The sequence below is a fragment of the Rhodanobacter sp. FW101-FHT13A11 genome (assembly GCF_058790335.1).
Genome location: NZ_JBYTCN010000002.1, coordinates 64,350 through 87,079, shown reverse-complemented (window position 1 = coordinate 87,079; position 22,730 = coordinate 64,350). Strand labels below are relative to the sequence as shown.

Annotated in this window: 19 protein-coding genes; 5 read left to right on the top strand and 14 right to left on the bottom strand. The window is 66.3% G+C overall.

Features of this window, described 5'->3' with window-relative positions:
* Positions 1-17: 17 nt before the first annotated feature.
* From AC3WRN_RS02935 to hppD, 4 genes are all read right to left on the bottom strand, one after another.
* Positions 18-1,004 (bottom strand): fumarylacetoacetate hydrolase family protein, encoded by a 987-nt coding sequence (locus tag AC3WRN_RS02935; protein WP_492621819.1) that lies wholly within the window; start codon positions 1,002-1,004, stop codon positions 18-20.
* A gap of 37 nt (positions 1,005-1,041) precedes the next feature.
* The gene (hmgA, locus tag AC3WRN_RS02930) at positions 1,042-2,373 is read right to left on the bottom strand and encodes a homogentisate 1,2-dioxygenase (protein ID WP_492621818.1); all 1,332 of its coding nucleotides are present in this window, start codon (positions 2,371-2,373) and stop codon (positions 1,042-1,044) included.
* Complete coding sequence (locus tag AC3WRN_RS02925; protein ID WP_082823622.1) at positions 2,370-2,762, bottom strand: GIY-YIG nuclease family protein; 393 nt, start codon at positions 2,760-2,762, stop codon at positions 2,370-2,372. Before AC3WRN_RS02925 ends, hmgA begins: the two co-directional genes overlap by 4 nt.
* A gap of 178 nt (positions 2,763-2,940) precedes the next feature.
* Complete coding sequence (gene hppD / locus AC3WRN_RS02920; RefSeq protein ID WP_492621817.1) at positions 2,941-4,035, bottom strand: 4-hydroxyphenylpyruvate dioxygenase; 1,095 nt, start codon at positions 4,033-4,035, stop codon at positions 2,941-2,943.
* Positions 4,036-4,225: 190 nt separating this feature from the next.
* Here hppD and AC3WRN_RS02915 point away from each other — a divergent pair, with 190 nt between their 5' ends.
* The gene (locus tag AC3WRN_RS02915) at positions 4,226-4,687 is read left to right on the top strand and encodes a MarR family winged helix-turn-helix transcriptional regulator (RefSeq protein ID WP_492621816.1); all 462 of its coding nucleotides are present in this window, start codon (positions 4,226-4,228) and stop codon (positions 4,685-4,687) included.
* 51 nt (positions 4,688-4,738) lie between these two features.
* Here AC3WRN_RS02915 and AC3WRN_RS02910 read toward each other — a convergent pair whose 3' ends face one another.
* The 3 genes from AC3WRN_RS02910 to AC3WRN_RS02900 form a co-directional block, all read right to left on the bottom strand.
* A complete protein-coding gene (locus AC3WRN_RS02910; protein WP_492621815.1) occupies positions 4,739-6,235 on the bottom strand; it encodes a peptide MFS transporter in 1,497 nt (498 codons plus the stop codon).
* Between the two features lie 135 nt (positions 6,236-6,370).
* Positions 6,371-7,870, bottom strand: coding sequence for a peptide MFS transporter (locus AC3WRN_RS02905; RefSeq protein ID WP_492621814.1), 1,500 nt, complete (start codon positions 7,868-7,870; stop codon positions 6,371-6,373).
* A gap of 19 nt (positions 7,871-7,889) precedes the next feature.
* Complete coding sequence (locus tag AC3WRN_RS02900; RefSeq protein WP_492621813.1) at positions 7,890-8,738, bottom strand: tryptophan 2,3-dioxygenase; 849 nt, start codon at positions 8,736-8,738, stop codon at positions 7,890-7,892.
* A gap of 235 nt (positions 8,739-8,973) precedes the next feature.
* On the opposite strand from AC3WRN_RS02900, the gene pdhA reads away from it, so the two are divergent.
* The 3 genes from pdhA to AC3WRN_RS02885 all read left to right on the top strand — a co-directional run bounded on the left by pdhA (position 8,974) and on the right by AC3WRN_RS02885 (position 12,532).
* The gene (gene pdhA / locus AC3WRN_RS02895; protein ID WP_068097423.1) at positions 8,974-10,059 is read left to right on the top strand and encodes a pyruvate dehydrogenase (acetyl-transferring) E1 component subunit alpha; all 1,086 of its coding nucleotides are present in this window, start codon (positions 8,974-8,976) and stop codon (positions 10,057-10,059) included.
* 3 nt (positions 10,060-10,062) lie between these two features.
* Positions 10,063-11,043 (top strand): alpha-ketoacid dehydrogenase subunit beta, encoded by a 981-nt coding sequence (locus AC3WRN_RS02890; protein ID WP_068097426.1) that lies wholly within the window; start codon positions 10,063-10,065, stop codon positions 11,041-11,043.
* A gap of 148 nt (positions 11,044-11,191) precedes the next feature.
* Positions 11,192-12,532, top strand: a complete 1,341-nt coding sequence (locus AC3WRN_RS02885; RefSeq protein ID WP_492621812.1) for a dihydrolipoamide acetyltransferase family protein — start codon at positions 11,192-11,194, stop codon at positions 12,530-12,532.
* A 604-nt stretch (positions 12,533-13,136) separates the two neighbouring features.
* On the opposite strand, the gene AC3WRN_RS02880 is transcribed toward AC3WRN_RS02885, so the two are convergent.
* From AC3WRN_RS02880 to AC3WRN_RS02860, 5 genes are all read right to left on the bottom strand, one after another.
* Positions 13,137-13,754 (bottom strand): L,D-transpeptidase, encoded by a 618-nt coding sequence (locus AC3WRN_RS02880; RefSeq protein WP_201028771.1) that lies wholly within the window; start codon positions 13,752-13,754, stop codon positions 13,137-13,139.
* Between the two features lie 184 nt (positions 13,755-13,938).
* Positions 13,939-16,401 (bottom strand): two-partner secretion domain-containing protein, encoded by a 2,463-nt coding sequence (locus AC3WRN_RS02875; RefSeq protein WP_492621811.1) that lies wholly within the window; start codon positions 16,399-16,401, stop codon positions 13,939-13,941.
* Between the two features lie 48 nt (positions 16,402-16,449).
* Positions 16,450-18,117, bottom strand: a complete 1,668-nt coding sequence (locus AC3WRN_RS02870) for a ShlB/FhaC/HecB family hemolysin secretion/activation protein (protein ID WP_492621810.1) — start codon at positions 18,115-18,117, stop codon at positions 16,450-16,452.
* Between the two features lie 583 nt (positions 18,118-18,700).
* Positions 18,701-19,345, bottom strand: a complete 645-nt coding sequence (locus AC3WRN_RS02865) for a DUF6348 family protein (RefSeq protein WP_492621809.1) — start codon at positions 19,343-19,345, stop codon at positions 18,701-18,703.
* A 2-nt stretch (positions 19,346-19,347) separates the two neighbouring features.
* On the bottom strand, positions 19,348-19,866 hold the full coding sequence (locus tag AC3WRN_RS02860) for a M48 metallopeptidase family protein (protein WP_068095835.1): 519 nt from the start codon (positions 19,864-19,866) through the stop codon (positions 19,348-19,350).
* A 59-nt stretch (positions 19,867-19,925) separates the two neighbouring features.
* Here AC3WRN_RS02860 and AC3WRN_RS02855 point away from each other — a divergent pair, with 59 nt between their 5' ends.
* A complete protein-coding gene (locus AC3WRN_RS02855; RefSeq protein WP_492621808.1) occupies positions 19,926-20,309 on the top strand; it encodes a VOC family protein in 384 nt (127 codons plus the stop codon).
* A gap of 122 nt (positions 20,310-20,431) precedes the next feature.
* On the opposite strand, the gene AC3WRN_RS02850 is transcribed toward AC3WRN_RS02855, so the two are convergent.
* Together AC3WRN_RS02850 and AC3WRN_RS02845 are read right to left on the bottom strand one after the other, a co-directional pair.
* Positions 20,432-22,027: a hypothetical protein gene (locus AC3WRN_RS02850; RefSeq protein WP_068095837.1), complete on the bottom strand. Its 1,596-nt coding sequence runs from the start codon at positions 22,025-22,027 to the stop codon at positions 20,432-20,434.
* 376 nt (positions 22,028-22,403) lie between these two features.
* On the bottom strand, positions 22,404-22,730 hold the full coding sequence (locus AC3WRN_RS02845; protein ID WP_068095838.1) for a hypothetical protein: 327 nt from the start codon (positions 22,728-22,730) through the stop codon (positions 22,404-22,406).

Here is a 22,730-nt window from a genome sequence, read left to right as displayed (position 1 = left end):
AACCCGGCGCTGGCGGACTACGGCCTGTACGGGACGACCTGCTGCTCGATCGAACCGAAGATCGAGGCCCCGGCGGCGTCGATGACGTCGATCTTCAGGCGGTCGCCGAACTTCAGGAACGGCGTGGTGGGATGGCCGTCGCGCAGGGTTTCCACGGTGCGCTGCTCGGCCAGGCAGGAGGCGCCCTTGCCGGTGTCCTCGTTGGCGATGGTGCCGGAGCCCACGATGGTGCCGGCGGTGAGCGGGCGGGTCTTGGCCGCGTGCGCCACCAGTTCGGCGAAGCTGAACTGCATGTCGACGCCGCACTCGGCCTCGCCGAACCAGCGGCCGTTGAGCCAGGTGCGCATCGGCAGGTGCAGCTTGTCGCCGGCCCAGGCCTCGCCCAGCTCGTCCGGCGTCGCCAGCACCGGCGACAGCGCCGAGCGCGGCTTGCTCTGCAGGAAGCCGAACCCCTTGGCCAGCTCGGCGGGGATCAGCCCGCGCAGGCTGACATCGTTGATCAGGCCGATCAGCTGGATGTGTCCGGAGGCTTGCGCCGGCGTCGCCGCCATCGGCACGTCGTCGGTGACCACCACCACCTCGGCCTCGAGGTCGATGCCGTAGTCCTCGCTGGGCACCACCACCGGGTCGCGCGGCCCGAGGAAGCCGGCGCTGGTGGCCTGGTACATCAGCGGATCGGTGTAGAACGACTTCGGCACCTCGGCGCCGCGGGCGCGGCGCACGCGCTCGACATGCGGCAGGTAGGCACTGCCGTCGACGAACTCGTACGCGCGCGGCAGCGGCGAGGCCAGCGCGGCCATGTCCAGCGCGAACGCGCCCGGTGCCGTGCCGGCGTTCAATGCATCGGACAGCGCGTTGAGCCTGGGCGCCGCGTTCGACCAGTCGTCCAGGGCAGCCTGCAGCGTCGGCGCGATGCCGGTGGCCTTGGCCGCGCGCGCGAGGTCGCGGCTGACCACGACCAGGGTGCCGTCGCGGCCGCCTTCCTTGAGGGATGCGAGTTTCATCGGGGTGCCTTGTGTCGGGTGCGTGGGTCGGTCGCGTTCACGGCGCGAAGTGCTTGCGGATGTCCTGCCAGCACCGATAGTAATCATGCTGCAATTGCGGCGCGTCCAGCGCCTGCTGCGTGGGGCGGATCACCTTGCGCGTCTCGAACATGAAGGCCATGGTGCCGCCGATCGCGTCCGGCTTCGACAGGTCGGCGTTCGAGGCCTTCTCGAAGGTGGCCGCGTCCGGGCCGTGGGCGCTCATGCAATTGTGCAGCGAGGCGCCGCCGGGCACGAAGCCCTCGGCCTTGGCGTCGTACACGCCGGCGATCAGGCCCATAAACTCGCTGGCCACGTTGCGGTGGAACCACGGCGGGCGGAACGTGTGCTCGGCCACCAGCCAGCGCGGCGGGAAGATGGCGAAATCCACGTTCGCCGTGCCGGGCGTGTCGCTGGCCGAGGTCAGCACGGTGAAGATCGACGGGTCGGGGTGGTCGACGCTGATCGAGCCGATGGTGTTGAAGCGGCGCAGGTCGTACTTGTACGGCGCGTAGCTGCCATGCCAGCCCACCACGTCCAGCGGCGAGTGGCCGATCTTCGCCGTCCACAGCGCGCCCTGGAACTTCGCCACCAGCTCGAACGCACCTTCGACGTCCTCATACGCCGCGTGCGGGGTGAGGAAGTCGCGCGCGTTGGCCAGGCAGTTCGAGCCGATCGGGCCGAGTTCCGGCAGGCGCAGCAGCGCGCCGAAGTTCTCGCAGACGTAGCCGCGGGCCACTCCTGCGCCTCCTGCGCCCGTGGCACTCGCACTTCCGTGTGCATCGGCCGCGCCGTCGGGCAGGTCGACGCGGAAACGCACGCCGCGCGGGATCACCGCGATCTCCTGCGGCTCGATCTCGATCACGCCCAGCTCGGTGGCCAGCCGCAGCCGGCCCTGCTGCGGCACGATCAGCAGTTCGCCGTCGGCGTCGTAGAAGAAGCGCCGCTGCATCGAGCGGTTCGCCGCATAGACGTGGATGCCGATGCCGCCCTGCTCGGCCGGGCCGCCATTGCCGGCCAGGGTGACCAGGCCGTCGACGAAATCGGTCGGCGTTTCAGGCAGCGGCCACGGATCCCAGCGCAGCTGGTTCGGCGTGGCCGGCGCCTCGTCGAAGCGGTTGTGGAAGCTGGCGTGCGCCAGCGGCCGGAACGGCTCGTGCACCGCCGCCGGGCGGATCCGGTACAGCCAGCTGCGCCGGTTCGCATGCCGCGGCGCGGTGAACGCGGTGCCGGACAGCTGCTCCGCGTACAGCCCGTGCGCCACGCGCTGCGGCGAGTTCTGGCCGACCGGCAGCACGCCGGGAATCGCCTCGCTGGCGAACTCGTTGCCGAAACCGGATTGGTAGTTCATGCGTCGTCTTTCCGTCTGGTTGGACGCGTAACGGCATCATCACCGTTCGCGCTGAGCGTAGCTCGCACAGCGAGCGGAGTCGAAGCGCCTTCCCGCACTCGCTGATGCTTGTGCTTTCCTTTGGACAAGAGACTCACCGCCTCCCAATCCCCCACCATGTACGCCTGCTTCTTTGCCCGACTCCAGCCCTTGAGTTTGCGCTCCATGGCCAAGGCCTCGCCCCGAGTTTCGAAGCCCTGTGCATGTACCAGCTTCACCGGACACCGTGTGGCGGTGTATGCACAGCCTCGGCCCGTGTCATGCTGCTCGATTCTTCGATCCAGGTCATCCGTGTGGCCGATATAAAAGCTGCCGTCGGCGCATTCGAGGATGTAGAGAAAGAACTCCATTCCTGATCTCCGGTAGCAGCCGGGCATCAATCCTCAACGACAAATATTCGTTCGGGCCTCGACTGCCCTTCGACTTCGCCGCTGCGCGGCTACGCTCAGGGCGAACGGTGAGGCAAGCCCGTTCGCTCTGGGCTCTTCGACAGGCGCGGGACAGGCGAAGTCGAAGGGCCCCGTTGCGTCACAGCACTCCACGCTTCATCTGGTCGCGCTCGATCGACTCGAACAGCGCCTGGAAATTGCCCTCGCCGAAGCCCTCGTTGCCCTTGCGCTGGATGATCTCGAAGAAGATCGGGCCGATCGCGTTCTGGGTGAAGATCTGCAGCAGCTTGCGTTGCTTGGTCTCCGGGTCGGCGTCGATCAGGATCTTGTTCCTGGCCAGCCGCGGCACGTCCTCGCCGTGGTCGGGGATGCGCAGGTCGATCACGTCGAAATACGTGTCCGGCGTATCGAGGAATTCCACGCCGGCCGCGTGCATCTGCTCCACCGTGGCGTAGATGTCGTCGGTGAAGCAGGCGATGTGCTGGATGCCTTCGCCGTGGTAGGCGTCGAGGTACTCGTTGATCTGGCTCTTCGGGTCACTCGACTCGTTCAGCGGGATGCGTACGATGCCGTCCGGCGCGGTCATCGCCTTGGAAACCAGGCCGGTCTTGGCGCCCTTGATGTCGAAGTAGCGGATCTCGCGGAAGTTGAACAGCTTCTCGTAGTAGTCCGACCACTTCTGCATGTTGCCGAAGTACAGGTTGTGGGTGAGATGGTCGATGAAGGTGAGGCCGAAACCCTTCGGATTCTGCCCGGCGCCCTCGATCGGCGCGTAATCGCCGTCGTAGATGCTGCCGGCGCTGCCATAGCGGTCGACCAGGTACAGCATGCAGTCGCCGATGCCCTTCACCACCGGCGCGTTCACCGCCTTGCTGGCCTCCTTGTCGGTGACCGCCTCGCCGCCGTTGCCGAGCACCGCCTGCAGCACCCCGGCCGCGGGCTTGCGGAAGCGGATCGCGAAGCCGCAGGCGCTGGGGCCGTGCTTCGCGGCGAAATCGGCGGCGAACGAGTCCGGGTCCTCGTTGACCAGGAAGTTCACGCCGTTCTGCCGGTATACCGTGATCGGCCGGCGCTTGTGCTTCAGCACCGCGCTGAAGCCCATGCGTTTGAACAGCGCGTGCAGCTCGCCTGCGCGGCCGGCCGGGGCGGCGAACTCGACGAACTCGAAACCGTCGATCCCCATCGGGTTCTCGAACGTGGTGACCTGCATGCCTGGGTTCGGCTGGGCGTTCATGCGATCTCTCCGGGGGCTACGATGAGGGCAGGCGCGCTGCCAATGCGGGCTTTTGCACAACGCGCGCTAAATTGACGCGTGCTTTCCATGAAGAGTGCCGCCGTGGATGGCTGCTTTTGGCTCTTGCGGTCACGGACGACCGCACAAGTTATAGTTTCGTATGAAACCATTTGCAAGGACCACCGCCGCAATGTCCGCCAAGCACAAGCCCGCTCCCGCCACGGCCGAGCATGCCCCGCTGCAACTGGAACACTTCCTGCCGTACCGGCTGTCGATCCTGTCCAACACGATCAGCCAGACGATCGCCGACGACTACCAGAGCCGCTACGACATCTCGGTGACCGAATGGCGGGTGATGGCCGTGCTGGGGCGCTACGCGGGGCTGTCTGCGCGCGAGGTGGCCGAACGCACGGCGATGGACAAGGTGGCGGTGAGCCGCGCGCTGGCACGGCTGGTCGAGGCCGGCCGGGTCCACCGGGCCACCCACGACAACGACAAGCGGCGCTCGGTGCTCAGCCTCACCGATGCCGGCTGGGCCATGCACGACGAGGTGGCGCCGATGGCCCGCGCGCGCGAGCGCGAAGTGCTGGCCCGGCTCGACGCGGAGGAACGGGCCTGGCTGATGCGGATCCTGGACAAGCTGCAGCCGTGAACCGGCCATGGCGGGAAGCGGGAACGTCCCGGCCTCCCGCCCCGTTCCCCGTCACTTCACCCCGTGCATCAGCCGGTTGATCAGCGGCGCGATCAGGAACAGCAGCACGCCGGCGCCCAGCAGCGACCAGAAGCCGAAGGTGTAGCCGTCCAGCGCCGACTGCACGGTCATCCCGCTCTCGCCGCTGACGTGGCCGGCGAAGATCCCCGACAGGTTGTTGCCGATGCCGGTGGAGAGGAACCAGCCGCCCATGCCGAAGCCAACCAGGCGCGCCGGGGCCAGCTTGGTCACCATCGACAGCCCGATCGGCGACAGGCACAGCTCGCCCACCGACTGGATCACGTAGACCATGAACAGCGTCCAGAACGGGATCTTGCCGGCATCGTTCACCAGGCTCGACAGGGCAAACATCAGCAGCAGGAAGGCGAAGCCGTTGAAGACCAGGCCCAGGCCGAACTTGCGCGGGATCGACGGGTTGCGGCCCTTCATCGCCACCCAGATCCACGCGATCAGCGGCGCCAGGAAGATGATCGCCAGCGAGTTCACCGACTGGAACCACGCGGTGGGGAAGCTGAAGCCGCCGAGCTGGCGGTTGACGATCTGGTCGGCGAGGAAGGTGAACGAGCTGCCGGCCTGCTCGAAGAACATCCAGAACAGCACGTTGAACGCGAACACGATCAGCATGGCGATCACGCGGTCGCGCTGCACCCTGCCCTCGCGGATGCCTTCCACCATCAGCAGCACGGCCAGCGCCACGAACAGCAGGCTCAGCACCCACTGCAGGAAACCCGCGCCCGCGGCGAGCAGGAAGTACACGCCGGGGATGCACACCAGCATGCCGAGCAGCACCCAGGCCACGCGCGCCAGGCTTTCGCCGCCGGCGGGCACCAGCCCCACGCCCTGCAGGCCGCGCCGGCCGATCCAGAACCACACCAGGCTGATCAGCATGCCCACGCCCGAGGCGATGAACACGTACTTGTAGCTCGGCATCGCCTCGGTGCCGAACACGGCCTTGGCCAGGTATTCGGTGATGATCGGCGAGATCAGCGCGCCGGCGTTGATGCCCATGTAGAAGATGGTGAAGCCGCTGTCGCGGCGCTCGTCGCCGGTCCTGTAGAGGCGGCCCACCATGGTGGAGATGTTCGGCTTGAACAGGCCGTTGCCCACGATGATGGTGGCCAGGCCCAGCTCGAACACCTGCTGGCTCGGGATGGCGATCATGAACAGGCCCGCCGCCATCACCGCCGCGCCCACCAGGATCGAGCGCTGGTAGCCGAGCACGCGGTCCGCGATGTAGCCGCCGAAGATCGCCGCGGCGTAGACCAGCGCCAGGTAGGCGCCGTAGGTGCGGCTGGCCGGCTGCTGGCCCGCCCCCTCGCCGCCGAAGAACTGCGCCACGATGTACAGCACCAGCGCCCAGCGGATGCCGTAGAACGCGAAGCGCTCCCAGAACTCGGTCATGAACAGCATCCACAGCGGACGTGGATGGCCGAGACGCTGCGGATACTCGGGTACGGCGGGCGGCGCCGTATCGGTGACTTGACTCATGGATGCTCCCCGGTGGCGGATCGGCACCTCGCGCGCGGACCCGTAAATTCTTTCGGGAAGGTGTAACCGCTGACCGCGGGCCGCGTCAAATGCACTGCAACACGCAGCGCTCGCGTCGCATCGCCAGGCGCGCCGTCAGCGCACCCCGTGCATCAGCCGGTTGATCAGCGGCGCGATCAGCAGCAGCAACACGCCGGCACCGGCCAGCAGCCAGAAGCTGAAGCTGAAGCCGGCAAGCGCCGACGCCGCGGTCATGCCGCTGTCGCCGCTGATGCGTCCGGCCAGCAGGCCCGAGAGATTGCCACCCACCGCCAGCGACAGGAACCAGCCGCCCATCGCCAGCCCGACCAGCCGCGGCGGCGCCAGCTTGGTCACCATCGACAAGCCGATCGGCGACAGGCACAGCTCGCCCACGGTCTGCAGCACGTAGCACAGCGCCAGCGGCCAGAACGGAATCAGGCCGCGGCCGTCGAGCAGGTGCGACAGCCCGTACATCAGCCCCGCGAAGCCCAGGCCGTTGAAGACCAGCCCGAGGCCGAACTTGCGTGGAATCGACGGCTCGCGCCGGCGCGCGGCGAGGAAGGCCCAGACCAGGGTCACCAGCGGCGCCAGCAGGATGATCGCCAGCGGGCTGACCGACTGGAACCAGCCCACCGGGAACTCCCAGCCGCCGAACATGCGGCGATCGACCAGGTTCTGCGCCAGGAAATTGAACGACGTGCCGAGCTGGAAATAGAACATCCAGAACAGCATGTTGAAGGCGAAGATGATCAGCATCGCGATCACCCGCTCCACCTGCACGCGATCGTGGCGCACGCCCTCGACCAGCAGCATCGCCGCCACCGCGGCGAACAGCACGCCCAGCACCCACGACAGGTAGATGGCGCCCACGTACGCCAGCAGCAGGTAGACCAGCGGGACGGACAGCAGCACGCCGAGCAGCACCCACGCCACGCGCGTGCGGCTGGCGTGGCCCGGTGCCGGCCGGCCCACCGCGCCGAGCTGGCGCCGGCCGATCCAGAACCACAGCAGGCTGAGCAGCATGCCCACGCCGGCCGCGCCGAACACCGCCTTGTAGTTCTGCTCCAGCGGCGTATCGGTGAGATAGCCGGCCAGCCAGCCGGTGAACAGCGGCGCCAGCAGCGCGCCGCCGTTGATGCCCATGTAGAACAGGGTGAAGCCGCGGTCGCGGCGCTCGTCGTCGCGCGCGTAGAGCTGGCCCACCATCGTGGAGATGTTCGGCTTGAACAGGCCGTTGCCCACGATCACCAGCGACAGCCCGACCAGGAACAGCCGCTTGTCCGGCAGCATGATCGCGAACAGCCCCAGCGCCATCACCGCCGCGCCGATCAGGATCGAGCGCTGGTAGCCGATCACCCGGTCCGCGATGTAGCCGCCGAAGATGCCCATCGCGTAGATCAGCGCCACCCACGCGCCGTAGATGCCGCTGGCCCAGCCCTGGCCGGACGGGTCGCCGTGGAAGAACTGCGCCACGATGTACAGCGCCAGCGCCCAGCTCACGCTGTAGAACGCGAAGCGCTCCCAGAACTCGGTCATGAACAGCATCCACAGCGGGCGCGGATGGCCGAGCAGCTGCGGGTAGCCGGGTACGCCGGCCTCGATGGTCTGGCTCATGACGTTCCCTGGCGACCCGTCAGCTGCCGAGCACGGTGCGCACGTCCAGCAGTTCCGGGAAGAATTCAAGGTCCAGCGCCTTCTTCAGGAACGCCACGCCGGACGAACCGCCGGTGCCGCGGCGGTGGCCGATGATCCGCTCCACCGTCTTCATGTGGCGGAAACGCCACAACTGGAAGCTCTCCTCCACGTCCACCAGCTGCTCGCACATGTGGTACTCCGGCCAGAACTGCGCGCGCCGCTCGTAGATGCGCTTCAGCGCCGGCAGCAGCGCCTCGTTGCGCCGGTAGGCCCCGGTCCAGTCGCGCTGCAGCAGTTCGGCCGGCACCGCATGGCCGCGGCGCGCCAGGTAGCGCAGGAATTCGTCGTACAGGCTGGGCGCCTCCAGCACCGCGCGCAATTCGGCCTGCGCCGCAGGATCATGCGCGAACACCTTCAGCATGCCGGCATTCTTGTTGCCCAGCATGAATTCGATCGTGCGGTACTGCAGCGACTGGAAGCCGGAGGACGGCCCCAGCACGCCGCGGAACTCCAGGTACTCCGACGGGGTCAGCGTCTCCAGCACCGCCCACTGCTCGAACAGCTGGCGCTGCACCTGCTTCACCCGCGCGAGAATCTTCAGGCAGGCATCGATGTCGTCCAATCGCAGGTGCGCCAGCGCCGCCTTCAACTCGTGGATCAGCAGCTTCATCCACAGCTCGGCCACGTGGTGCTGCACGATGAACAGCATCTCGTCGTGATGCGGCGGCTGGCTCAGCGGCCGCTGCGCGGACAGCAGCGTGTCCAGGCGCAGGTAGCCGCCATAGGTTATCTGTCCGTCGAGGTCGGTCCGGATGCCTGCTTCGAGATCGCGCTGGTTGTCGCTCATGCTGTTCCGTCACCTGCCGAAAGGATCATGGTAGCGGCTGGACGCGCTGCCGGGCCTGATCGGAAGCAGGAATCCCGCGCGCACGCACTCCCGTACGGCCCCGCATGCTGCGCTGTACCTTGCAGCGCAACATGCCTGCCTGCTATCAAGCGCGGTCTTGTCCGGTCGTCTTGTGCCCGCCGCAGGCCCCGGACACCAGTTCCAGGCTTTCCCCATCCTCACTCCGGAGCGAGTCGTGACCATCGCCGCCAAGTTTGAAATCGAATACCTGCAATACCTCGATGCCGAGGGCAAGCAGGTACGTGATGATCTGCCCGAGTTCGCGAAAGACCTCGGCCACATGGTCGAGCTGTACAAGCTGATGCTGTCCACCCGCGTGTTCGACGCCAAGTCGATCGCCCTGCAGCGCACCGGCAAGCTGGGCACCTACGCCAGCTGCCTCGGCCACGAGGCCGCGCACGTGGGCATCGGCAGCGCGATGCGGCCGGAAGACGTGTACGCGCCGAGCTATCGCGAATACGGCGCGCAGCTGTACCGCGGCGTACAGCCGCGCGAGGTGTACATGTACTGGGGCGGCGACGAACGCGGCAACGACTACCAGAAGGAACCGGCGCGGCACGACTTCGCCTGGTCGGTGCCGATCGCCACGCAGTGCCTGCATGCGGCGGGTTCCGCGCTGGCGTTCAAGATTCGCGGCGAGAAGCGCGTGGCGGTGTGCACCATCGGCGACGGCGGCTCGTCCAAGGGCGACTTCTACGGCGCCATCAACATCGCCGGCGCGCAGAATCTGCCGCTGGTGGCGGTGATCGTGAACAACCAGTGGGCGATCTCGGTGCCGCGCAAGATCCAGTCCGGTGCGCCCACGCTGGCGCAGAAGGGCATCGCCGCGGGCCTGTTCTCGATCCAGGTGGACGGCAACGACATCATCGCCGTGCGCAAGGCGATGGAGGACGCGCTGGAGCGCGCCCGCAGCGGCCAGGGCGGCAGCGTGCTCGAGCTGGTGACCTACCGCCTCGGCGACCACACCACCGCCGACGACGCGCGCCGCTACCGCGGCGAACAGGAAGTGAAGGACGGCTGGAACAAGGAACCGATGAAGCGCCTGCGCAACTGGCTGGTGGCGAAGAAGGTATGGGACGACGCGAAGGAAGAGGCCTGGAAGGCCGAGTGCGACGAGTGGATGGACAACGAGGTGAACGCCTACCTCGAGACCAGGACACAGCCGGTCTCGGCGATGTTCGACTACACCTTCGCCGAAATCCCCGCCGATCTCGCCAAGCAGCGCGATTACGTCCTCTCGCTTGAAAACAAGGGCCACTGAGTCATGGCACAGATCACTCTCATCGAAGCGGTTACCCAGGCGCTCGCCTACGAAATGGCCCACGACGACAGCGTCGTGGTGCTGGGCGAGGACGTGGGCGTCAACGGCGGCGTGTTCCGCGCCACCCAGGGTCTGCAGGAAAAGTTCGGCGAGCTGCGCGTGCTCGACACGCCGCTGGACGAAACCACCATCGCCGGCGTCACCGTCGGCCTCGCCGTGCAGGGCATGAAGCCGGTGGCCGAGGCGCAGTTCGAGGGCTTCATCTACCCGATGATGGAGCAGATCGCCTGCCACGCCGCACGCATGCGCAACCGCACCCGCGGCCGCCTCACCGTGCCCGCCGTGTGGCGCGCGCCGTGGGGCGGCGGCATCCGCGCGCCGGAACATCATTCGGAAGCGAACGAACACCTGTTCACCAACATCCCCGGCCTGCGCGTGGTGATGCCGTCGTCGCCCGCGCGCGCCTACGGCCTGCTGCTGGCCGCGATCCGCGATCCGGATCCGGTGATGTTCTTCGAGCCCAAGCGCATCTACCGCCAGTACAAGGAAGAAGTGCCGGACGACGGCGAGGCGCTGCCGCTGGACGTGTGCTTCGTGCTGCGCGACGGCACCGACGTGACCCTGGTGACCTGGGGCGCGCAGGTGAAGGAAGCGCTGGAAGCCGCCGACGCGCTGGCCGCCGACGGCATCAGCGCCGAGGTGATCGACGTGGCCACGCTGACCCCGCTGGACTTCGACACCATCGCCGAATCGGTGCAGAAGACCGGCCGCTGCGTGATCGTGCACGAGGCCCCGAAGACCGCCGGCTTCGGCGCCGAGATCGCCGCGCGCGTCGCCGAGGAATGCCTGTACGACCTGCTCGCCCCGGTCGAGCGCGTCACCGGCTTCGACACCCACATCCCGCTGTTCCGCCTGGAAATGAAATACCTGCCGAGCGTGGAGCGCGTCGTCGACGCGGCCAAGCGCACGCTGGCGGCGAGCTGACGCCCTTGCTCCTCCCCCTGCTTGCAGGGGGAGGCTGGGAGGGGGTAAAGCTCTTGATCTGAAGTCCGGAACAAAGAGCACCCCACCCCAACCCTCCCCTGCATGCAGGGGAGGGAACCAAACCAACACATATTCTGGAAATCCGCCCATGGCTGACATCAAGACGTTCTACCTCCCCGACCTCGGCGAAGGCCTGCCCGACGCGACCGTGGTCGAATGGCACGTGAAGGTGGGCGACAGCATCAAGCTCGACGCGCCGCTATGCTCGATGGAAACCGCCAAGGCGGTGGTCGACGTGCCCTCGCCGTACACCGGCAAGGTCACCAGGCTGTACGGCGCACCCGGCGACATCATCGAGACCGGTGCCGCACTGGCCGATTTCGAGCCCGACCCAAACGCCAAGCAGCGCGCCGAGGCCGAGGCCACCGGCCACCACCACGGCCCGAAGAAAGCCGAGCCGGCGAAGGCCGCGGAAGCGAAGCCGGCCGCCAAGGCCGAGCGCGAGGACGAGGGCACCGTGGTCGGCGCGATGGTCAGCGGCAACACCGTGCACGTCGAGCAGGCCGCCAGCATCGGCGGCGTGAAGGCGGTGCCGGCGGTACGCGCGCTGGCGAAGAAGCTCAAGGTCGATCTCGCCCGCGTGCGGCCCAGCGGCGCCGATGGCGTGGTCACCATGCAGGACGTGAAGAACGCCGCCGCCAACGGCAGCGCCGCGCTGGGCGCCGCCCCGGCGCGCGCGGTGCCCGCCTCGGCCGGCCGCCACCTGGCGCCGGAACTGCCCGAGCCGCAGCGCGGCCCCGTCTCCCTGGCCGGCAAGCCGGTGCGCACCGCGCCGCCGAGCGTCGCGGCCAGCGGCCAGCCGGAGCAGCTGAAGGGCGTGCGCCGCAACATGGCCCGCGTGATGGCCGACGCCCATGCCCAGGTGGTGCCAACCACCCTGGTGGACGACGCCGACCTGCACGCCTGGATCGGCAAGCAGGACATCACCGCGCGCCTGATCCGCGCCATCGTGTTCGCCTGCAAGACGGTGCCGGCGCTGAACGCGTGGTTCGACGGCAAGAACCTCAGCCGCACGCTGCACCCGCACGTCGACATCGGCATCGCGGTGGACACCGACGACGGCCTGTTCGTGCCGGCGCTGCGCAATGCCGACGTGCTCGACGGCGCCGGCATCCGCGCCGCGATCAAGCGCCTGCGTTCGCAGGTGGAGGATCGCTCGATCCCGGCCTCGGAGCTGTCCGGCTATACCATCAGCCTCAGCAACTTCGGCATGTTCGCCGGCCGCTACGCCACGCCGGTGGTGGTGCCGCCCACCGTCGCCATCGTCGGTGCCGGCAAGCTCAGCCACGACGTGGTGGCGGTGATCGGCGGCATCGAGGTGCACCGGCGCATGCCGCTCAGCCTGACCTTCGACCACCGCGCCGCCACCGGCGGCGAAGCCGCGCGCTTCCTCAAGGCGATGCTGGACGATCTGGCGCTGCCGAACTGAGTTGTGATCGCTTGCACAACAAAGATGAGGGCGCCCTCGGGCCGAGACGTTCTCGCTAGTTGTCGAGATCGCTTGCAGTCGCGAAGTCGCTATTGACCCAAGCCCCGGGCATCCGCCCGGGGCTTTTCTTTGGTGCGCCCGCACAGCCTCGGAATTGCAGGCCATCTGCTCGCCTGGCAGCGGGCAAAGTCGGCCAGCCTCCGCACTTGCGCGGCGAGCTTGTCGAGATCGACGGGATGCAGATGCCTGGCGTGGTCTTGCCGGGCACATGCAGGCGATGCCTCGACGGGCGCGCTGTGGCTCGCTCGCGAGCTTGGACCGCTGCCGCTTCGCCACCTGGCAACGCTGTGGGCCGACTTCCGCTTGCGCGCACGTCAATGACGAACGTGCGCCTGACGATCCCGCCGGTTCCCACCTATTTGAAGCGCTCATGGGTCCAGCGGACAGCGCATCGTGAGCGAGCGGGATTCAGAATCGCGCGCACGTGGCCCGTTCCGGGAGGAACCCATCATGCGGTCGGCGCACCGCGCGCGTCCGGCCAGCGCTCGCAGAAATCTGCTGGCCTTTGCAGAGGAACTGCCGCCATGCGGCGCCTGCCTCCGGACTACGGCCGGTCCGGCGAGGAAAGTTTCGTATCAGTGCCGAACGTGTACGACCCGAACAAATCTCCTGTCGAGGGCTCTTCGGGAAGAATGTAGACGATGCCACTGGTGTGTGCGAATGCGGGACTGATGAACTTCTCGTAGAACTTCAATGGAACGTTGATGCATCCGTATGAGATGCGTTTGTCCGCTGCCGCGGGGCTCTTCAGGCGCTCGGCGCGTCGTTCCCGCGGCGTCCCCTTGACGACCGGATGAAGAGCTATCGCATCCTTGTAGTCAATCCAAAGGATCTCTTTTCCTTGCGAGTTGTGACCCAACGACGCCGTGAAACGGCCTGCCGGCGTGATGCGATCCTGTGGCCGAATGGTCGACATCTTCCGGTCGCCGATCCCCTCGACCGAGCGGTCACCCCGTGCCCAGCCAAGCAAGGCAGGCGCGGCCGCTTGCAGGTGGCCGGCCGGATCGAACACGAATACCTGAGCGTTGACCTTGTCGATGATCACGTATGGCATGCCGGCGTTGTCGCGCGACGCAACCACCCACTGCGCCAGGCTGGTGACTTTTGATGACGCCGGCTCCGGTCCTGCATCGGATATCCGGAGATGCGTGGCAACCGCCAAGGCCTGCCTCGCGGAGCTCGATGGGGTGGATGCCAGGGTGTTGTTCGCAGGGCTTGTGGTGGCGACCGCCCCTTGGCATGCAACAACGAACGTCAACGCTGCCAGTCGACGAAAACCGGCACGCGTCAGATGTCTAGTCGCACAAGTCAAATCCATCGGCGGCCGACCCGCAGCATAAATCGCATCAGTTTCGCTCTGGTTTCGGCTTGTAAAACGGTGCGACGTAAGGAACGACCTTTGTAGTCGGCGGCGGCGGCGGCGGAATCATCACCATCATCATGGCGGGCGACGATGCGGGGACCACTTCAACCAGCGTGGCTGGCGTTGCAGTCCACTGCGGAGCAGGCGGCGGCAGGACCCCCAGAACCGGCGCCCCTACCGGCAGCGCAGGCGGTGGCGGTGGCGGTGGCGGTGGCGGTGGCGGTGGCGGGGCTGGGGCTGGGGCTGGAGCTGGAGCTGGAGCTGGAGCTGGAGCTGGGGCTGGAGCCGGGGCTGGGGCTGGGGCTGGAGCCGGGGCTGGGGCTGGGGCTGGGGCTGGGGCTGGGGCTGGAGCTGGGGCTGGGGCTGGGGCTGGGGCTGGGGCTGGGGCTGGGGCTGGGGCTGGGGCTGGGGCTGGGGCTGGGGCTGGGGCTGGGGCTGCTGCAGTGATCGTTCCGGTGGTATGGGCGAACACCGGTCCACAGCAATTCAGCGGCAGCGCGTAGGCACCTGCGTTGGGGCCTGCCAAGGTGTAACCGCTATAGGAGATTCCTTTGGCCACACCCACGTCAGGTGAAGCGAAGTTTGCGCTGCTGCCGCTACCGGCGACCAACGTCACCCCTGTCGGGCCACCCGCCAACCCGGTCAGCCGGGTTGCCGTGGTTCCGTCATAGGTCTTGTCGCCACCGGTGGCGAAAACCAGCATGTATTGAGTGAGTGCCGCGCCCTCGGTGAGAGTGAACTTGGTCGAATAATCCGTGGGTGCCGTATAGGAAACCGGGTTGTAGTAGATATTGACCGGCGCTTTGGTGACAGCTGCCGGCGGAGCCAAGGGAGCGAATACGACCGTACCGCCCGGGGTACCAGGGCCGATGCCGTTGGTATCGGCGCTCAGGGTCATGCCTAGCGGCAGGCCAAGGCTCCGGGTCGGGTCAGCGGTGCCTCGGGTCAGCGTGAGCGCAGCAAAAACATTGACGTTGTTGCCCGCGCACAGCAGCAGGTTGCCGTCCGTCACCGTGATCGCCGCGTCCTGATTGACATCGTGGCCCGCATTGAGCTTGACGCTGCCGTTGGTGGTGGTAATGGCTTTGCCGACGTTGATGTCACGCCCGCAGCAGACCGAAAAATTGCCATCGGTGGCAGTGACCGAAGCGTTGATGTTCACGTCGCGATTGGCATTCAGGGTCAGGGTGGTGGGCGCACCGCTGGCTGTCCAGCTCACCGCATCGTTGATGAATATATCGCCGTTGCCCGTTCCTGTATTGGAGGTAGTGTCGATGGTGATGTTGTTGGTGACCAGCGAAGCCGAGAGCGTTGCGCCTGAAATGTTGTCGGTCGGCGCGCTGCCTACCGTGAAGTCCTGTGGATCAATCCGCCACTGTCCGGTCCGTCCCAAGGGCGCGAATGTATTGACCAGCGCTCCGCCGCCGACGTTGACGTGGGCCGCCGAGGTTTCGACCACTCCCCCGGAACCGCCATTCGGCGCGCTTGCATCCAAGGTCCCGCCGACATCCACGCTGCCGCTTTGCATGTCCCCCAGAAGCATGATCGTGCCACCGTGATTCTCGATCGTCTGCGCCTGGATGATCCCGGTGTTGTTGACGACGGTGTCGAGCAGGTTGCCGGCCGCCTGCGTCGTCAGCAGCGCATGACCCCCATCAGCCAGGATCATGCCGCCGTTGCTCACCAGCGCATTGACTGCGCCTCGCGATACGGACACGTTCAACAGGCCATCACCTGCCATGTCCAAAGTGATCGCCTCCCCGCCGGCCAAGGCCACATTGCCCAGCCGGGCCGAGATGACGCCCTGGTTGCTGACCCTGCCTCCCATCATTGCCACATAGCCACCATCGGCTGCATTGATGTGACCCTGGTTGACGACCGAGCCGGCACTGGCGCCGCTGAATGCGTAGTGCCCAGCCATGAAATCTGCATCGCTGATGCCCAGGGTGGACGCCACCAGGCCGCCCACATTCACCGATGCGCCCTTGCCGAACAGGATGCCGTTCGGATTGATCAAGAAGACCTTGCCATTGGCGGTGAGGCTTCCATCGATAAGCGACGAACCACCACCCATCACGCGGTTCAATGCCACCGACGTACTGCCGGGTTGCACGAACTGCACAGTATTGCCGGCGCCAATGCTGAAACTCTGCCAATCGATGATGACGTTGGCACTGGACTGAACGATCGTCGTGGTGGTGACGTTGCCGCTGATGTTGGCGCGTCCCGCGATTACCACGCCGCCCACGGGATTGGTCGCGTGGACCATGGTGGCCAGCGCCAGCATCTGCGATCCGGCCAGCGCCCGCACGGCCAGTGACGCCAAGCCACCGCCCTTGGCGGCGCCCGACCGGGTGTTGATACGAGGTGGTGGTGTGGCGGTCGCGGAAGGCGATGCTGCGCTAGCGGCGTGTTTGTTCTGGAAAGGACGATCAATGGGTTTCATGGCGAATTCTCGAATGCTTTGAGGGACGTGCGTCGCGGCCGGACGGGATCAGAAGTACTTGACCACCTGAACCCAGAAGCGCCCTGGCCTGTCAGGGGCCGATAGAGCCGGACCGCTGCCAAGCTTCTGCGCGTAGTACATCCTGACCAGGAAATTGCCCGGATCCTCCCAAGTCGCACCGACGCCAACGCTGCTCAGCGTTCTGCTGTTGGGTCCGGGATACCAGGGATGTTCGTTGATCACGACGTGCCCGTTATCCACAAAACCAAGCAGATGCACCTGACCTGGCACATGGCCGGAAAGGCCGGCGAGCAGCAGGCGCGCTTCCAGGCTGGCCAGGTAGCCATGGTCGCCATAGCCTTCCCCTTGCGGATAGGCGCGGATACCACCCATGCCACCAAGAACCATCTGTTCCGAGGGATCCAGATTCTTCGACGCGAGCTGCCCGGTGAAGCTGCCGTACAGCGACACCAGGTCAGTGACACGCTGCAGCCGCGTCACGTCGAACCACAACTTGCCATACCGACCGTTGGACTGCGCACCGATGGCATCCGCAGCTCGTGCCGCAGGCGTGCGGATGTCGACCGAGCCGCCCGAGATGCTTACAAAGAAACTGGTCAAGCCACCGCCCGCGAAGTTGTCCTGATGGTTGCCGTACAGCTGTGCGGCCGCTACGTGCAACTTTCGCTCATTGACGGAATGAAACAGATCGATGTCGTCCCGAAGAGTTCTGTCCTCGTAGACGAATCCGGCGGTGAGGTTGGTAGCCCGCGATCGCAGCAGCGGATAGAAACCATAGACGCTGGCCACCTCCGCCGAACCGTGCGCGTCGAGCGCTCTGAAGTGCCCGCCCAGTTTGTAGGCAAGCTTGCTGTAGGACACCCCCACCGTGGCCAGACCGATCTGCGTCTGGTAGGACGCGAGTCCGTAGCGAAGCCCCCTGCCCGACGTCAGCGCACTCACGCTGGCGACGTCGCCACGCCCGAAGGGATCATTGACGTTGACTGTCGCTCCAATGCGGTACTGGCCGGTATAGGGGTTGCCTGCATTGTCCGCAAACACGCTCCCCGTAACCCGCCGCCCGGGCGTGATATCGACCATCAGATCCGAACTACCCGGATCGGCCCCTGGTGCCAGCGTCGAGGAGACCTTCACACCAGGCACATCCGAGAGCAGCAGCAGACGGCTTTCCAATGGCTTGATCGTAATCGGATCGCCACGGTTCAACCCATCCAGCTTGCTCTGGGCAAGCGTATCGGACAGATTCGTGCTGTTGTGCACGGTCACCTTGCCATATCTGCCTTCGCTGACAGCGATGGTCACCGCATTGTCGGAAACCTTCTGTGCCGGCAGATACGCCCGCGCCACAAAGTAGCCTTGACGGTGGTAGAAATCGGTGATGCGAGCAGCCATCTCCTGCATATCCGCCAGAGACAACTGTGCCCCAGGCCTGAAGCCGGCGGCAGCCATCAGCTTCGCTTCTGAAAAAACGCGCGCGCCGGTGACGTGCAAGACCATGACCCGCACCCTGACCGAGCCCGAATCAGGCGTGGGCTGTGCAGGCGCCTCTTCGATACGGATATCGGGTGCGGTCGGCTGCGATGCCGGGATATGCGGCAGTTGCTGCAGCTGGCTGCCGGCACCGGGAAGTGCCTGGGCCAGCACACCTTGATTGATTGCCAGCAGTATCAGCGGAAATAGTGCGGCTCTTTTCATGACAGACATCCTGGCGAGGGCTTCGCTTACCTATATGCGTGGCCCTGCGGCAAAGACGCTGATAGGTTCTGCGGCGGCAAATTTCGGGGCGACGGACGCAGTTCTGGGTTCCGCGACATGAAATCAGGTCACGAACAGCCCGTGCGCCCTCACCATGTAGTGAGGCCACTTCAAATTGAAGTTAGAGAGTGCGAGGAAACGCTGGCGATGCCGGACATCCGCCATCGAAAACGCAGCCGCCAATCAAGCCTTTGATGCTCTGACCGAAGCGGTCTGCTTCATGAATTCGCCGGTGCCCCTTGCGCCAGCCACACGAAACATCTGCGTCGTTTGCGCCCTTCCCTAGAATCTGGAGCGACAGAGTTCTATTGAGGCCGAACACATGCGTGTCACGATAGGACGTCCTTTGTGCAGCCGACGTGAGTCCATTCGCCATGGCACCATCGAAAGTGAGATGGCCGTTTCACATGTGTCTTGCGCACAACCGGCAAGCGGACAAAGTTCGTCCGTTACCCGTGACATCCCCCATCCGAGCAGCGCGACGCTTCGAACCTCGGGTACCGCGATCTTTTTTATCCATCGATCAGTAGTCGCGCACGTCCAGCAGCAGGAAGCAGCGTGCGCTGTAGTCGCCGCCGTGCGGCCACGGAACGGCGGTCAATGCCAGCGTTCCCGCCGTCCATGGTTCGTTGTCGAGCAGCGCCTCGCAGCACGAATCGCCCTCGGCGCCATGGCTGTGCACCAGCCGCAGCCAGTGCAGTTCGGGGGTCAACGCCTCGTGTTTCAGTGCCGCCTCGATCGACAGCAGCGCTTCGGCCGGCATGCTCGCGGCGTCCGCGCCGCGCACGCTGAACGGGCCGATGAACACGTCCCACGTGCGCACGCCGATATCCCACGCGGCGATTCGCATCTTGCGGTCGTCGGTGACGTACCAGCAGGCGGCCCGCAGTGGGTGGAACACATTCTGCTCCAAGGTGCGCAGCGCGTCGCGGCAACCGGCTTCGCCGTCGCCGATGCCGGCGAAGCTCTCCTCGATGCGGCGCTCCTCGTCCAGCACCACGTCGACATCCAGGCGCCCCGGCTCGCCCGCCTCGCCCTCGTGCCACTGGGCGCGGATTGCCGGGAAATCACCGTCGGTGACCAGCCAGCCGTCCTCGCCCGCATCGAGTTCCACGTCGTGGCGTTCGAACAACCGCAACAAGTATTTCTGCAACGCTGCGCTGTCCATCGTCACTCCCGGTTGCCCGCGGCGTTCGTCGAAGGCAGTTCGCGCCAGGTCAGGTAGACACGCAGGTCGAACTCCCACTGGTGGTAGTCCGGCAGCATGTACGTGCACACCTGGTAGAACGCCTTGTTGTGATCGAGTTCCTTCAGGTGCGCCAGTTCGTGCACCACGATCATCTGCAGGAACTCCGGCGCGGCGGCCTTGAACAGGCTGGCCACGCGGATCTCCTTCTTCGCCTTGAGCTTGCCGCCCTGCACGCGCGAGATCGCGGTGTGCAGGCCCAGCGCGTTGCGCAGCACGTCGAGCTTGCTGTCGTACAGCACCTTGTCGATGCCCGGCGCGTTCTTCAGGTGCTGCTGCTTCAACACCGCCACGTAGGCGTACAGCGCCTTGTCGCTCTGCACCTCATGGCGGTCCGGATAACGCTTCGCCAGGTGCTCGCCCAGGCGCTCCTGCGCGATCAGGTCGCGCACCTTGTCCTGCAAGGTGGCGGGGTAGGCCTGGAGATATTTGAGCGGGATCATGCGGCGTATTCTCGCACTGCATCGCTGCGCACGTATCGACCACCCGACGGAGGCATCCCATGCACCACAGCCGACTCTGCACCATCGTCATCGACTGCCAGGTCGACGAGCTCGCGCCGGTCACCGATTTCTGGAGCCGGGCGCTGGGCAAGCCGATCGCCAGCGTCGATCAGGACGGCGACGGCAAGTACGCGGAGCTGCAGACCGCCCCCGACGAACCGATCATCCTGCTGCAGAAGGTGGATCATGCCAGCCGCGTGCACCTGGACATCGAGACCGACGACCTCGACGCCGAGGTGGCGCGGCTGGAGCAGCTGGGCGCACGCCGCATCGCGTTCGTGCGCGGGCGCTGGTGGGTGCTGGAGGCGCCGAGCGGCCATCGCTTCTGCGTGGTGCGCCGGCAGCGCGAGGCATTCGGCCCGCACCTCAACCGCTGGGAGTGAGGCCCCGCGAAGCCGCCGGCGGTGAATGACCCGCAAAAAAACGAGGCCGCCCGAAGGCGGCCCCGTCTCCTTTCGTCTGCAAGACTCCCGTCCCGCACTGCGTGCGGGACGGAAGCTCCGACTTACTGGCAGGTCGGGAACTTGAACGACGCGATCCGCGTGCTCCAGTTGAACGCACCGGTGGTGTTCAGGTACTCGCTGGTGTACCAGAACGTGCAGTCGTCCACCGGATCGATGGTCATCGCACTGTAGTCGCCCCAGCGCGACAGGTTGCTGCCGCTCTGCGAGCCCAGGCCTTCGATGATGCTGTTCTCGGCCTGCATGGTGCTCAGCGCATCGGTCGCCAGGCGGCCGGTGTAGCGGATGGCCGGATGGATGCCGCTGCTGGAAGCGCTGTAACCCAGCGCCATGTTGCCCTGCTTGTCCATCGCCACCGAGCCCAGCCAGCGATAGGTGTTGTCGGGCGAGAAGGTGGACTGCTGGTAGACCACCGGCGTGGTGCCCGGGCTGCGGACTTCGTACCAGCGCACGCCTGTGTACGGGTTCTGCCTGGTCGTGCCGACCTTCACCGAGTGGGTGACCACCAGCGATTCGTGGTCGGTGAAGTGGCGGTAGGCCAGGCGGAACATCAGGCGGTCGGCCAGCGAGTCGAGCTTCTGCGATACGCCAGCCTGCGGCACGCAGGTGCCGCCGCCGCACGCCGTGGCGAACGATGCCACCGGAATGGCGACCGGGCCGGTCAGCGTGGTGTTGGCGGTGTTGCTCCAGTCGACGTGGAACTTCCACAGGTTGAGCTGGTTCGCGGTGAAGTTCATCAGGTAGTTCGGCGAACCCGCCGGCGGCGCGGTGGAGCCGTCCAGGTCGGCCGGCAGCACGCCACCGTAGGAGGTGGAGAGCTGGAAGCACTGCTGGGTGGCCGCGGCGCCGCTCAACATGGCATTGCGGTCGTAGGCGCACAGCTTCGCGCCGGCGAACGTGTTGCCGTTGAACATGTTGAACGTCTCGTAGTACGCATCCGGCCATACACCCATCTTCGGGTAGTCCGGGAACGTGCTGCCGTACGGGAACGCGTAGCGGTAGTAGGCACCGGTGGCGTCGCTGGTGGCGGAGACCGCCACGCACTCGAAGTAGGGCGCGGCGGTGACCGCGAACTGCGAGATCACCCAGCGACCGGCCGCCTTGTCGTAGACCACGGTGGCGTCACCGTCGTTGTCCGCTTCGCAAGGACCGCCGAAGCCGGACCACAGGGTCTTGGTGAGCACCGGGCCGTAGGTCACCGACTTGGTCGCCTTGTCGAACACCGCAAAGCCGCTGTTGACGATCTGCACGTACTGGGTGGCGCCGACGGCGCCATTGGTGTCCGGCGGCGCGCTGTTCACGGTAAACGTGCCTTGCGGCCCGCTGAAGCCATTGCCGACGCCATCGATGCCGGAACCGAGCGTGGGCGCGGCAACGCCGGTGGTCGTGCTTTGCACGGCGCCGTCGCTCGGGGTGCCGGGGCCATCCAGCCAGGGCAGCGGGCGTGCCGGATGGTTGCGCCCGCTCTTGGAGAAATCGTCCGGCCGCGGCATGGTGCCGCGCAGCGAATGCAGCGTGTCGTGTTTCGCCGAAGTGACTTCGGGTGATCCGATGGTGTCGGCGCGGGCGGTGCCCACGGCGGCCAGGCTGACGGCTGCGCACAGCACGACGCCCACGCCTCCCAATTTGCATGGTGACATGTATTCCCCTCCAGTGAAGATGCATGGATCTGTCTAATGGATCGGATCACGCATACGGCACCCGCACGGCTGACAATCGGGCGCTACGCGCAAACCGATGACGACCAGCCGTCCCGCGACATGCTTGTCATGGCTCCCCACGGCTGGCGGCCGAGTATCCCACGGAAAATCCTGCCGGTGTCCAGCAAGTGCATGATTCGCAAGATATTACGATCCGCTTTGTGCGCCACTGCCGATTCCCTGCGGACAGACCCACGGCGCGGGGATGGATGCCGATACCGCGTGGCCGGTTTGCGGCCGCGGGCGCCGTTCGAGCCGCGATGCGTCCGCTGCTGGCCGGGATATCGACCACACCGGACGCATCGCCCGGCCCGGCTCAGCCCGCGCCGCGGCGGAAGATGACGTGGCGCACGATCATCGCCACCGCCAGTACGGCGACGCAGGCGCCATAGCCGTACAACGCCGGCAGCACCTGCTGCCAGATCGCGCCGCTGGCCGGACCGAACTCGCCGGCGACCGGCTTCCCGGCTCCCTCGAATCCCAGCACGGCGCCTTGCACCGTGGCCACCGCGGCCAGCAGCAGGGCGGTGAAATCGAAGATCCGCCGCCCCGACGTGCGCGGCAGGTTCTTCGGGTAGGCCCAGTAGGCCCAGCCGAGAATCAGCAGCCACGGGGCGAGCAGCAGGATGGCGAGAAAGCGCAT

What these genes read in the sequence shown, in the direction of transcription:
- AC3WRN_RS02860 (WP_068095835.1), bottom strand. Translation starts at nt 19,866, where the DNA reads ATGATCCCGCTCAAATATCTCCAGGCCTACCCCGCCACCTTGCAGGAC.
- hppD (WP_492621817.1), bottom strand. Translation starts at nt 4,035, where the DNA reads ATGAACGCCCAGCCGAACCCAGGCATGCAGGTCACCACGTTCGAGAAC.
- AC3WRN_RS02890 (WP_068097426.1), top strand. Translation starts at nt 10,063, where the DNA reads ATGGCACAGATCACTCTCATCGAAGCGGTTACCCAGGCGCTCGCCTAC.
- AC3WRN_RS02925 (WP_082823622.1), bottom strand. Translation starts at nt 2,762, where the DNA reads ATGGAGTTCTTTCTCTACATCCTCGAATGCGCCGACGGCAGCTTTTAT.
- AC3WRN_RS02865 (WP_492621809.1), bottom strand. Translation starts at nt 19,345, where the DNA reads ATGGACAGCGCAGCGTTGCAGAAATACTTGTTGCGGTTGTTCGAACGC.
- AC3WRN_RS02850 (WP_068095837.1), bottom strand. Translation starts at nt 22,027, where the DNA reads ATGTCACCATGCAAATTGGGAGGCGTGGGCGTCGTGCTGTGCGCAGCC.
- AC3WRN_RS02935 (WP_492621819.1), bottom strand. Translation starts at nt 1,004, where the DNA reads ATGAAACTCGCATCCCTCAAGGAAGGCGGCCGCGACGGCACCCTGGTC.
- AC3WRN_RS02915 (WP_492621816.1), top strand. Translation starts at nt 4,226, where the DNA reads ATGTCCGCCAAGCACAAGCCCGCTCCCGCCACGGCCGAGCATGCCCCG.
- AC3WRN_RS02875 (WP_492621811.1), bottom strand. Translation starts at nt 16,401, where the DNA reads ATGAAACCCATTGATCGTCCTTTCCAGAACAAACACGCCGCTAGCGCA.
- AC3WRN_RS02910 (WP_492621815.1), bottom strand. Translation starts at nt 6,235, where the DNA reads ATGAGTCAAGTCACCGATACGGCGCCGCCCGCCGTACCCGAGTATCCG.
- hmgA (WP_492621818.1), bottom strand. Translation starts at nt 2,373, where the DNA reads ATGAACTACCAATCCGGTTTCGGCAACGAGTTCGCCAGCGAGGCGATT.
- AC3WRN_RS02885 (WP_492621812.1), top strand. Translation starts at nt 11,192, where the DNA reads ATGGCTGACATCAAGACGTTCTACCTCCCCGACCTCGGCGAAGGCCTG.
- AC3WRN_RS02905 (WP_492621814.1), bottom strand. Translation starts at nt 7,870, where the DNA reads ATGAGCCAGACCATCGAGGCCGGCGTACCCGGCTACCCGCAGCTGCTC.
- AC3WRN_RS02870 (WP_492621810.1), bottom strand. Translation starts at nt 18,117, where the DNA reads ATGAAAAGAGCCGCACTATTTCCGCTGATACTGCTGGCAATCAATCAA.
- AC3WRN_RS02845 (WP_068095838.1), bottom strand. Translation starts at nt 22,730, where the DNA reads ATGCGCTTTCTCGCCATCCTGCTGCTCGCCCCGTGGCTGCTGATTCTC.
- AC3WRN_RS02900 (WP_492621813.1), bottom strand. Translation starts at nt 8,738, where the DNA reads ATGAGCGACAACCAGCGCGATCTCGAAGCAGGCATCCGGACCGACCTC.
- AC3WRN_RS02855 (WP_492621808.1), top strand. Translation starts at nt 19,926, where the DNA reads ATGCACCACAGCCGACTCTGCACCATCGTCATCGACTGCCAGGTCGAC.